Raw genomic sequence first — 12,835 nt, 5'->3', positions numbered from 1 at the left:
GGATAATAGCCCTCACACTCACATACCTTAAGAATGAATAGCACACGTCGTATGATTCCGAGGCGTGCTCTGTGCGATATGATAAATCAACAGTGCCGCCATACTGATCACTGAAGTAACTATAAATAAAACTGGGCCACTGCCCACATCTAATAGGACTCCCCCAAGTAAGGGCGCTAAGGCAAACCCTAGCGAGCATAAACCAGCCGCCCCAAAGTAGCTTGCTTTCAAATGTTCAGGAGCAAGCCTATCAATATGTACATTAATGTTAGAAAACAGAATCGCTTCACTCACACTCAATACGAATACACACACAATCCAACCGGTAAAATAATCAACGGGATTTAACGCCATTAATATTTGTGACACTACTAAAATTGCACCACCACAATATAAGCGCGTTTGAATTGACCAATGACGCATGACATGAAGTAAAGGAAATTGAAATAACACAATAACTGCGGAATTAGTCACAATAAGCAAAGACACAAGCGTCGCAAGCTCAGGTACTTCTGCGCGTGCTAAATACTGAATTAAACTGGAGTCCCCTTGTGCAAATACAAAGTAGATCAGTAAGTTTGCTGCCAATACTAACAAAAAAGCGGTGTCTTTTTTTAATATGCCTAACCAGCTGAAAAAATTAGGTGGCGTCGCGCTACTGCTTACTTCAGCAATATTGGCAGCTCTACTACGGTGCATAAGTAGCAATGCAATACATAAACCTAAGTAAGATATAGCAGTGTAAATAAAACTAAATTGCTCCCCGTTTAAACCTGCCCACAAGCCATACAATGGCCCCAAAGCGGCTCCTACGTTGACCAAAAAATACAACATGTGTAACGCGAGCTCTCGGTCTTTATCATCTTTTAGTTCGTCACTTAATACCGCTTTGCTTGGTGCATCCCACAAAGAGCGAGGCATTGTTGCTAAAAATACCGCAAAACAGAAAGACCACAGTGAGTCTGCAAATGCCAGTGCACTAAATGCAAATACACCTACCAGTACCGCAACATACAGTAATTTAAAGCGGCCATAACGGTCTGCCAAATTACCGGTATAAAAACCAAATAAAACAGATACAACCGCTGATGTAGTCAGTAATAACCCAACTTCGGTGGCACTTAAGTCATACTTTTGATAAAGCAAAACAGATAAGAAAGGCCAAACCATGTAGTAGGTCGCCCGTACAAAAAAGTTACCCAATAACATCACCCAAACTAAGGGTGTAAAATTACCTAATTGCGCGATCACATTGCCTCTATCCATGATATATCCTCTGTTGTTCGAATTATTTAGTGAAAGAGCTTAAAACCTCAAGTTAAGTTTAGGTAAAGGAAAATATAATATTTATTTGATAGCCCGTCATATAATTATCAGCACGACTTCAAAATATTCATTCTCTCTTTTAACCTTGTACAAAATCACATATCGGTAACTTACTTTACTTCGCTTTACCCCATAGTATTGCCCCGAAGCCGGCACTGCTGAATGCAAATGAAGATAAAAACATTTTCATGAAGTCAGTGTAAATCACAGGCACAAAAAAGGCAGCTCATTACATAGCTGCCTTTTCAAGGAATATGACTCTGTATTACACCGTAGTCTATTCTGGCTTTCTCTGGCTTATTACGACCATTTTTTCACTTTTTTAAGTGCTATTTTTTGTTTTAGTGGCGATAAGTAATCAATAAACAATTTGCCTTTCAAATGATCTATTTCATGCTGTAAGACAATTGCCAAAAACTCATCATTTTCGATCGTTACAGCATTGCCCTCTCTGTCTAGCCCAGTCACCGTTACTTTAGTAAAACGCTCTACATCAGCATAATAGCCCGGGACAGATAAACACCCCTCTTGACCTTTTTCAACATTTTCACCTGCAACCACTTCAGGGTTTATCAAAATCAGTGGTGTATCTCTTTCCTCTGAGATATCAATGATGATGATGGCTTCTTTACGGCCGACTTGTGTAGACGCAAGCCCAATACCATCATCGGTTGCATACATCGTCTCTAACATATCATCAATGAGCTGCTGTACAGAGCTCACATCAGTGACAGGGGTTGCGGGGATTTTTAACTTCTCATTAGGTGCTTTAAGGATCTCTAAAACGGCCATTTTACCTCAGTATTTTTTACTTGCAGATACACAGTTCAAAGTGACGAACTTATCACAGAATCAACCGTGTATTTTTAACGATTTACAATGAACACATTCTATCGTATTTAAAATAAAAAGATAAGCTTACAATAAAACCGAAGGGGAACCTTCTAAACCCTTGAATTTAATTACTTTTAACTAAAATCATTCAATACCTTACCCATGTTTTGATACGAAGAAGTAAATGAGGAATTTATCACAGTACAATCATGCTTCATTTATGCGATAGCGCAGTTTCAAACGACCTTACATAATGACAAGATTAATAGTCACTTTTTAAAACGTAGATCTTTTCGCTAGAACATTAGATAGCAATCTAAAAAACGTTAAATAATGTCTAACTATAAGCAGGGAGAGAAGGGAGTTAATTAAATTATACAATATTTAAAATCATTCTAAATTCATAGTCACAATAAATAACTGAACTCTTATAACTAAAGAGCTCAGTTCTCTACCGATTAAACATATTCTTCCAACAGCTGTTTAATCGAGGCGAGTAATTAGGCTATGACCAAGGGTAACCTGTTGTAGACCAATATAGCTGACCTCCCTCCGACATACAGTTACTTTGCTCTGGGGGCAGATCCCTTCGGTTAAAGAGGATGCCTTGGTAAAGTGTTGATCCACTTTTTCTACAAACAAAATAATATTTTGTGAACCCTTTTGGTTCGGCTTTAAATGTTGGTGCAACCTCTACTTGAGCACTTGCAGAAAACATCGTTAATGCCGCAACTGATAATAATATTAACCTCATTAAAAACTCCTTTTACCTATTAATAATACAAAAACAAAAAATAACATAAATAAAACACGAAGATCAACAAGAAAAATCACAATAAATAAATTAGAAATTAACAACAGTCATTAAAACAACCCTTAATTTTTAGTGTAAAGAGGCGTTAATTGCTTTAGATTACTTTCTAAATCATTAAGCTTTACAGTTTAATGCGATCAGAAAATTAAACGCTTTAATCCATTTATTAAATGAAAAAAGAATTAGGAATTGGTCACAGTGCAATCGTACTTTGGCTCAAAGTGATAAAATTAATGGAACAGCAGCTTAAAGTTCGCCAGTTTAATAGCATAAATGCCAGACGTCCTTTCTAGCTTAAAATGCTAATCGCACTTGTCTGAGCAATTTTTTAATGATTCAGTTACTCTTATTACTGATCTTTACGGTTTCTAATATAGCTTCGTTAAATGCCGAAGCTATTTCCTCTAATTGCTTATCACGATAATTAGCGACAACAAATATATAGACATCACTCTCAGGATAGTAACTGAGCATCGCAAATGTCTCTTCAGATATACTTCTATGAAATAAGCGCGGTTCACCGTTAGGCGCTTTCTCTGCCATCCAGCCATAGCCATATTGAACACCACCAGTGCGCCATGATGCAGATTGCTGCTCAGCTAATATTAACGACCATGAGTGTGGTGTTAGCACTTGCTGTGATCGGATCGCCAAATACCACTGATATATATCATGAACCGTCGATAAATATCCTAACGAGCCTTCTACATTCCATCTTTTACCCAAGCTTTCGTAAAAGTGCTGTAAAGAATGCCCTAATGCTTTATAGCTAGGCGTTAATGAAAATAACTGCTCGACTATATTAGTAGTCTTTACATAGTTTATTACCAAATTAGCTTCTTTACGGCCAATAAGTCGATAACCCGTTTCATTTAGCCCCGCTGGAAGCAGTATTGATCCTCTCACAAACTCCTCATAACCTTGACCAGATACTTTTTCAACGATCAAAGCTAACAGACCAAATCCTATATTTGAATGATGGTGCTGTGTACTCGGTTTGAACAGCAGTGGAGACTTAAGCGCGCGCGATATGAAAGCTTGTTCATTCACTAACTCATAGACCGGCCCTGTACTATGACTAAAACCAGCAGAGTGCGTTAATAGTTGATGTAATGTGATAGCACGTTTATCAGCCGGTACATGCGTAAAATAAAGCGGTAATGTATCATCAAGTCGTAATTTCTGCTGCTCAGAAAGCCTCAGTATTGCCGCAGTAATGAATTGTTTTGTAATTGAGCCTATATGAAATACAGAGTTAGCATTGAAATTAATCTTCTGCTCTCTATTTGCTAACCCATATGACATATTATAAATAATTTTCTCATTATGCGCTGCAAACAAAATACCAGAGAAACCTGTCTCTTCAATATACTCTTTAAAATACCCCTCCCCTTTAGGTAAGGCGTATACATATTTACAAGCGCATAATAGCAGTATTGATACTAACCATACTTTCATTATCTCAATTCACCTCAACACAAACCCTTCACATAGTTTATCGTGTTCTCTTAAACATGGTAACCACCAAAAACCAAACTTAATCATTACCGAAAATAATTTAGTTATTATTAATAAAAATAAAATAAAATAAATAAATAAATAAAGTGGATAGCTTAGAACGGTAACTAAATCAGGGAGATAATTAAATGTTACTAAAAAATAAAAACTTTAAGTCAAGACGCGGCTAAAACCCCATCAAATATGACGGCTGACATTGCTGGCAGAACTCATGCAGATAGCAGCGACCCTAGCTACCGGGGTAGAACATATTAGCCTGCTTTTACAAAAGATCTTGAATGTACTGCCAATCTAGAATCTAGAGCTTGCTAAAATACTATAAGAGTGTTCTAAACACAGAGCACTCATTTTAAAAACATCAAAATGTGATGGCTACTCTAGGCTATTTACTTTTCAATTCAGTAAGCAAGTCATGGATCTCTGCTTTTAATTGCTTATCAATAATTTTATTACATGCTATTTTGGCTTGCTCTAATGCAGCGATGGCCCCCTCTTTATCACCTAATTCCACTTTTAATGCACCGATAGAGTAACCAATTGATGAACAAAAATCTTTCGAGTTAATTGCTTGTGCCTTTACAAGAGCATGTTCATACAGTGTGACTGCAAGGACCAAGTCATCGGTAAAATCAGCCAATGTTTCCCATTGCACAGGATGGTCTTTATCTGAGCCTTCGTTGCTCTCACACAAGAGTTTTAATTGCGCATAGTGTTCGTCAAACCTTTGCTGGTTTTGCGCCTGTGCAGCTGCCATCAAATCATCGGTCAGTGCCAATACAGATTTATATAGCTTGGTGTTCATATTTTTAGCCTTGTGTTTATGTGCGCCTTAACAAATAGGTTTTGATTATAGGGCTTTTTACAACAAAACAGAAACTTATAAAGTAACGACTACGGTTCACAACCCACATGCACTGCCAGTGCAGTTCACACCCGTATCGTATAAAAGAGTTGTCAGCGATGTATTTTGCGTCACATCAAGATCAACTAGGTTATTTCGAAGCACATTCAAACTTGTTAATTCGGGGTTTTCTCGCACATTTATCGTCGATAATGTATTTCTTTCAACTTCTAACGTGTTCAATTGAGCATTATTACTCACATCAAGTGACGTTAGCCCATTAAAGTTGAGGTTAAGATCCACAAGCGACGTGTTACTACGCACATCAACTTGCGACAATTCATTGCTATAAAGCCGTAATGAAGTGAGTAAGGTATTATTCGACACATCAACTGCCGATAGCTGATTACTGCCTAAGCTCAATTCTTGCAAATTAATATTATTTGACAGCTCCACACTCGTCATCTCATTTTCATAGGCCTTTAAACTTTGCAACTGCTCATTGGTTGAAGTATCAAGTGTTGTTATAGCATTTCGGTATAGATCTACACGCTCAAGCGCCTTATTTTGACGAATATCTAAACTTGTTAAGTTATTATCATTTACGCCTAATATTTGTAACTGCGTATTCTTTGAAACATCTAATGAAGACAACTCGTTACTTCCCACATCAAGCGTCACAAGCGCAGGGTTATTGGTTAAATCAATCAATGTGAGTTGATTGGTATAAACAATCAACTCATTTAATAGCGTGTGTGATGATACATCAAGTTCAGCTAATTGGTTATTGTATAACTGCAAGCGCTCTAACGCTGTGTTACTTTCTAGTTCAATAGTGGTGAGTTGATTGCTATATGCAATAAGCTCACTCAATTGCACGTTCTGAGAGACATCGAGCTCTGTAAGTTGATTATCTCTTACACTTAATGTCACCAGTGCAGTATTTGTGGTTACATCAACGCGCTCGAGTGCATTGTCATATACTTTAAGATCAAGTAACGCAATATTATTACTAACATCCACCACACTGAGTTGATTATTGCCAAGGCTCAATTCACGTAGCTGAAGATTACCTGTTATGTCTACTTGTGCAAGTTGGTTGCTATATAAGCTCAAAGATTCCAGTTTAAGGTTGTTACTGATATCGATTGCTACAATGAGATTTTCATAAGCACGCAATTCTTTCAATTCACTCTGTAAACTGACATCAATACTGGATATGCTATTTTTGCCAATGCTCAAAAATTCGAGCTGCTTATTATTTGTAACATCAAGACTGTTCAGCTGATTATTAAATACACTTAATACCTTTAACATTGTATTTGATGATACATCTAGCTCCGTTAACAGGTTTCCCCCAGCATGTAGCTCAACCAATAGTCTGTTAGTTGCAACTGACAAAGTGGTAAGCAAGTTATTATCTACACTTAAGTTAGTTAATGCGGTATTCAAAGCAAAATCCAACATAGCTAAGCGGTTATCATCTATATTCAATGTGTTCAACTCAGTGTTTTTTGTTACATCAAGCTCTGTGAGTTGATTGTTCCCTAGATTAAGTACTTTCAGCGATGCATTAGCCGACAACTCTACCTTTGTGAGCATATTGTTGTCTAAATCTAGCTGGTTTAATCGAGTGTTGCTCGACACATCTAACTCAGTCAACTTGTTGCTCTCTAATGACAGTGACGTAAGTTGTACATTGCGGCTAACATCGATACTTAATAATTGGCTATTATTTAAATCCAAAGAGGCCAGTTCAAGGTTATTCTGTAACAAAAGTACAGTCAGTTGATTGTTATTCACCCCTAATTCAAACAAGCTTGCATTACGACTGACATCAAGGCTAGTTATTTGATTATTATCTAAATTTAGCCTACTCAGCAGCAGATTATTCGTAATGTCTATGCTTGTTAACTGATTATTGTCTAAATCTAAACTGGTAAGAACTCGGTTATTTGATACATCAATACCTGTTAGTAGATTACTGTCCAATCCTAAACTCAGTAATGCCGTATTATTACTCACATCAATAACCGTTAATTGGTTACCATCTAAGTCTAATTGCTCTAGGCTAACGTCGACTTCGCTAAGTTGGTTGTTATCTATATCCAAGCTTGTCAAAAATAGATTTTTTGCTACATCAATACCTGTTAGTAGGTTACTGTCCAATCCTAAGCTCAGCAATTCAGTATTGTTAATTACATCTATTGCCGTTAATTGGTTACTATCTAAGTCTAATTGCGCTAGATCAATACTGCTTAGCTGATTACTATCTAACCCTAAGCTCAGCAACCCTGTATTATTAGTTAAGTCTATTGCCGTTAGTTGGTTACCATCTAAGTCTAATTGCTCCAGGCGAGTGTTTTTCGTAACATCGACTTCGCTAAGTTGATTGTTATCTAAACCAACAATTAGCAACCCAGTATTATTGCTCACATCTATAGCCGTTAACTGATTACCGTCTACATCTAAAAGCTGCAAACGGGTGTTGTTCGTAATATCTATACTCGTGAGCTGATTATCGTATAGCTTTAGTTCAACTAAGCGTACATTGAGACTGACATCCACATCCATAAGCTGGTTGGCTCCCAAACTTAGCGCTTGAAGCAATTTATTATTGGAAATATCGACAGCGGAAAGTCTATTGTCATAAGCACTGAGTACACTTAATGACTCATTGTTACTTACATTAAGGCTGGTCAATTGATTCGCGTATACGCGTAACTCAAGCAACTGTAAGTTAGCCGACACATCAATTTCAACAAGTTGATTCTCACCTAGGCTTAAATCTATCAGCTGAGTATTTTTAGTGAGATTAATGCGCGTCAGCCTATTATTAAATGCTTTCATATCAGTTAACTTAAGATTGTTGCTGATATCTAGACTTGATAACTGATTATTGCTGACGTTAAGGGTTGTTAACTGAGGCAAGTTTGATAAATCAATTGAAGACAATTGATTACCACTTAAATTTAATGTTGTCAGCGCTGTATTTTTTGATAGGTCGATTTGAGCGAGGGAAGCGTTACTTAACGTCAAACGAGACAACTGCGTTAATTGTGAAACTCCAGCCATCGACAGTACCGTATATCCATCACATGACAGCGTTGTAACCTCATGGACATGCTGTTCACCTCCATCGAGCGCACAGCGTAAAAGTTCTGGATCTGTCATAACTTGGCTTAGAGGAACATTCTCATTAAATCGAACCGTTACACTACATGCTGTTTGAATATTACCCGTTGTGTAGATATTACCAGACAAACTGCCATTACAGCCGCTCACTGTTCCAATATGATAGCCAGTATTAGGGGTTAATGTAATGCGGGTATTTTGACCATATGGTACCGCTATATTTGATGCACTAGAAGCGCCCATTCCCTCAATATTAACCGTTACCTGATAAGACTGAGTAAGCGATGGTTCTAAATTATCGCCACTTCCGCCGCCACAGCCATTTAAAAATATGCTAAAAAGCAATAAAAAAAACGTGAACTTAGTAACTCTCATCTGTACCACTTCTCATTTAAACGACTCCAAGCTAAAAAATACAAGCAGGGCGAATATTGATATAGCGCTTAATGCTGACGTCGGCCACCGACTTAGACATCAAACATAAAAATAATAACTTAGTCTTACTTAAAAATCATGGTAACTATAAATAGCTTTAATAGAAAGCGTGTTCTATGGCGTCGGTCATAATGTTCGAACACTATTCGAACATATAGAACAGTAAAGATCTAACCCTTTAGGCAAATATTGTCGATACGGTTCAAGGTTAAATTGCTGAGTTAAAAGCTTGAACCATCAACTTACAATACATAGCGCTTTCTTAAAGACACAGGTAATTGTATACGCTACATTGAAAAGTTGAACACTGCCTAAAACACTATACTTGACGTAAATTACGTGTCCCTATGGAGCTAATATGTTAACTACTCTGATCGCTATCGGATTGCCAATTGCACTTATTTTTATCATGATTGGCGTGGGATTAAGCTTAATACGCGATGATTTTAAACGTGTTTTAAAGCAACCTAAAAGCTTCATCGTTGGGGCATTTTGTCAGTTATGCTTACTCCCTTGCACCGCCCTGCTCATCATATTCATACTTGGCTTAAACGGAGAGTTAGCCGCAGGTTTATTCATCCTCTCGCTTTGTCCTGGTGGCACAACTTCAAACTTATACAGTTATTTAGCAAAAGCAGACGTTGGTTTATCTGTATCTCTAACCGCTATTATTGGCTTTATTACCCCATTCACACTGCCATTTTTGAGTGTTTGGGCAATTAACACGTATGTCGGCACACATTCAACATTCACACTCCCCCTCATTGAAACTTGGTTAAAGCTCATGGTGATCACCGTCTTTCCCGTATTAATTGGTATGGCCATACGTAACAAGTTTCCAGTTTTAGCACGACGCGCACAACCATACGTTAGCCTGTTCTCCGTTGTTATTTTAGTGCTCGTCATCCTCAGTATTTGTGGCAAGCTTGGCAGCCAAATCTTTGAATATATTGTCCTCGCAGGCCCAGCCACATTAATGCTCAATATAATGACAATGTTTTTAGGCTTTACCGCAGGCCACTGTCTTCTCAACAACACCGCACAGTCACGTACAATCACACTGGAAGTCGGGCTTCAAAATGGTACGTTAGCACTTTTGATCACCACAGGTATGCTTAACAATAGTGTCATGTCGATTGCGCCGAGTATTTATAGCCTACTCATGTTTTTTACAGCCAGCCTATTTACATATTTTGTATTAAAAAAAGACAAATAATTGTATAGTTAACAATAAATAACAGAATTAAAAGTAAACCAAGTTAAATTCATTTTACAAATTTCCTTATGTAAATATATAGATGGGTCTGCAACGTTTTATATAAGGGATAATTAATGAAAAAACTGATTCATTTCGTCCGAATGCTCAAAAAGTATTATGTTTAGCTTCATAAGCGATATATGGAGTGAACCGAATACGACCTGCTTGAAAGACATTCCAAGCTTAAACTTTGATTTAGACGACAGTACCAGTTTATTGATATTTAACACGCTTGATGAATATGGACAATAACATCACTGCCATTCCAATCGCTACAAGTATCAGAGTGAAAAAGATTGACTTATGACTAAGATACTAAGTTATCGATAAGGCGAGCATAGACAGTTCGCCTTTGTAACAATAAAGTCTGGTAGTTATCAATCAGACTATTTTCAACTTTTTAGCACCCTCTATGAGAGACCCTAGCAACAATGTACACCTAGTCAAAAAATATAAAGTCGCAGTTAATACAATCAGTTATAAGCTAAATATGAAAATAAACATGTCTGCTTTGTTATTTAATCAAAAATATCCTGTTTTAACTATCAACACCAAATACGTAAACAGGAAATTACGATGAGAAAAAAAACAACACTTAACTTAATCGCAGCGAGTTTGTTGGTTGCGCTAAATCAAGCAAGTGCACAGAGCTTTGACAATAACAGTGATAACTATGATCCGACTAAGCACGTATGGGAATATACCTACCAGCTAGCCGGTGGTGATCCGCTCGTTTTTCAACAGTGGCATTTACAAAATACAGGGCAAACTGCTGGAGCTGCCAATCCGGGAAAAGAAGGGATTGACCTAAACCTTGATTTTACACACCGACGCGGTATTTTTGGCCAAGGGATCAATATTGCGATTATTGATGATGGCCTTGCTACATATCACCCTGACTTAACATCGAATGTAGCACAAGGCACAACGCCAAACCCAGATCCGTATATTTACGAGTACTTTTCTAGAGGTCGTAATAAAATTGATAACCATGGCACAATGGTAGCGGGTATTGCTGCAGCTTCAGCCTTCAACAACCATGGCGGCCGTGGTGTTGCACCTAATGCGACACTGACTGGTGCAAATCTGATTGGAAATCAATCTAATGTACCAGGTTTAGCACTGGCTATTCGTTCTGTTATGGATATGGATGGCGCAGTTCAACCCATGAATAAGTTTACTGATGCACGCGTTATCAACCAAAGTATTGGCTACACATTTAGCGACCCAACTATTTATAATACGTACCTTGGCTTCTTCGAAAACATTGCAGATGTGCAAAAGATTGCGGCAACGCAAAGCCATGGCGGACGAGGTTCTGCATCCATAAAGTCTGCGGGTAATGACCACTTTATTGGCGGTCGCTGGAGTGATCGTGAAAAAGGTGAATTAACGCTCGTTTACCCAAATGCTTATGCCTTGCCTGCTTATAACACGTCTGTAGCAGATCCGACCAACGCTAACTTCTGGAATATTACGGTATCTGCTCTAAATGCAAATGGCACACTCGCTAATTACTCGTCAGCGGGTTCTGCGGTATTACTTGGCGCCCCTGCCGGAGAATACGGTGTTCATAGCCCAGCTATCGTAACGACTGACTTACCAAAATGGTGTAAAGATCAAGCCCAGAATGAATGTGAATACCCTGTTTATACCAATGGTATGAATGGTACTTCTGCGGCAGCACCTGCACTATCTGGTGCAACTGCCTTGATCATGTCAGCCAACCATCAGCTATCTTGGCGTGATGTAAAACACCTTATGATCACAACAGCAACAAAAGTACATGCAGACAGCACACCTCGTACCATTGGTGATTTTGAAGCCATTCCTGGTTGGCAAGTCAATGCTGCAGGACTACCTTTTCATAATGACTATGGCTTTGGCTTAGTCAACGTCGACGCAGCAGTCGAAAAAGCATTACAAACAGGGACTATTTTACCTGAACTTAAAGTACGCAATTACGATGTAAGCGTATCAGGCGACTCTGCAATCTACGATAACTTTGCAGCAACACAATCTGTACATACACAAACTGAAAACCTGACCGTTGAAGGTGTACAAGTTCGGTTGAGCTTAGAACATGAGCGTCTAGGCGACTTATCGATTGAACTCATCTCGCCAAGTAACACGCGCAGTGTATTACTCCATGCTGGTACTGACCTTGAAGGTAATAAGTTTGACAATACCCTCATGCTATCAAATCATTTCTATGGTGAAACTGCCAAAGGTGATTGGAAGCTTCGCATTGTAGACACTAATGCTAAAGATGGCTGGAGTGAGAGAACATATGATGTTGCCAGTGGGGAGTTCATTGCTGACTCGGTGGTCAACCTACCGCAACGTGCTGACAAATACCAACCAAATAACAGCCAACCCGGTAACCTGATCGGCTGGAATATTCGCTTTTATGGCCACTAATACTCAATGCATTAAATGACTGTTCACAGCGTGCGACACGTTGATGCAGTAATAACAAAGGGGTAGTTTCATTGCTGAGTTGCCCGACCAATGATGCTTACCCTGTTACGTACGCATTTTGCACCTAATAATGAACAGTAATTTAGTCACGTGGCTATAAAATAACATGCCAACCCTTTAAAACAGAGTTGGCATTTTGTATCTCTTTTTAAAGTAATATAACGTCCTGCTATAAGATTTAAATAATCAGATG

9 protein-coding genes are annotated in these 12,835 nt (G+C 38.3%); 3 read left to right on the top strand and 6 right to left on the bottom strand.

The genetic code is table 11. The annotated features are described in order from the left end of the window. Positions 1-27 precede the first annotated feature (27 nt). The 6 genes from BGP78_RS01265 to BGP78_RS01240 form a co-directional block, all read right to left on the bottom strand. Complete coding sequence (locus tag BGP78_RS01265; RefSeq protein WP_119859706.1) at positions 28-1,266, bottom strand: MFS transporter; 1,239 nt, start codon at positions 1,264-1,266, stop codon at positions 28-30. Between the two features lie 360 nt (positions 1,267-1,626). Next, positions 1,627-2,118 (bottom strand): peptide deformylase, encoded by a 492-nt coding sequence (gene def / locus BGP78_RS01260; RefSeq protein ID WP_119859705.1) that lies wholly within the window; start codon positions 2,116-2,118, stop codon positions 1,627-1,629. A 547-nt stretch (positions 2,119-2,665) separates the two neighbouring features. Next, positions 2,666-2,914, bottom strand: a complete 249-nt coding sequence (locus BGP78_RS01255; RefSeq protein WP_119859704.1) for a hypothetical protein — start codon at positions 2,912-2,914, stop codon at positions 2,666-2,668. Between the two features lie 396 nt (positions 2,915-3,310). Further along, a complete protein-coding gene (locus BGP78_RS01250; protein ID WP_119859703.1) occupies positions 3,311-4,432 on the bottom strand; it encodes a serine hydrolase in 1,122 nt (373 codons plus the stop codon). Between the two features lie 442 nt (positions 4,433-4,874). After that, on the bottom strand, positions 4,875-5,294 hold the full coding sequence (locus BGP78_RS01245) for a tetratricopeptide repeat protein (RefSeq protein WP_119859702.1): 420 nt from the start codon (positions 5,292-5,294) through the stop codon (positions 4,875-4,877). A gap of 96 nt (positions 5,295-5,390) precedes the next feature. After that, the gene (locus BGP78_RS01240; protein ID WP_119859701.1) at positions 5,391-8,843 is read right to left on the bottom strand and encodes a leucine-rich repeat domain-containing protein; all 3,453 of its coding nucleotides are present in this window, start codon (positions 8,841-8,843) and stop codon (positions 5,391-5,393) included. 418 nt (positions 8,844-9,261) lie between these two features. Here BGP78_RS01240 and BGP78_RS01235 point away from each other — a divergent pair, with 418 nt between their 5' ends. From BGP78_RS01235 to BGP78_RS01230, 3 genes are all read left to right on the top strand, one after another. Further along, positions 9,262-10,119, top strand: a complete 858-nt coding sequence (locus BGP78_RS01235; protein ID WP_119859700.1) for a bile acid:sodium symporter family protein — start codon at positions 9,262-9,264, stop codon at positions 10,117-10,119. Between the two features lie 159 nt (positions 10,120-10,278). After that, positions 10,279-10,413 carry a hypothetical protein gene (locus BGP78_RS22810; protein WP_259386074.1) on the top strand — a complete coding sequence of 45 codons (135 nt, stop codon included), beginning with the start codon at positions 10,279-10,281 and terminating at the stop codon, positions 10,411-10,413. 324 nt (positions 10,414-10,737) lie between these two features. After that, positions 10,738-12,582: a S8 family peptidase gene (locus BGP78_RS01230; RefSeq protein WP_119859699.1), complete on the top strand. Its 1,845-nt coding sequence runs from the start codon at positions 10,738-10,740 to the stop codon at positions 12,580-12,582. Positions 12,583-12,835: the final 253 nt, after the last annotated feature.

Source organism: Pseudoalteromonas sp. MSK9-3 (assembly GCF_003590335.1).
GTDB lineage: Bacteria > Pseudomonadota > Gammaproteobacteria > Enterobacterales > Alteromonadaceae > Pseudoalteromonas.
This window is presented reverse-complemented; position numbering and strand designations above follow the sequence as displayed.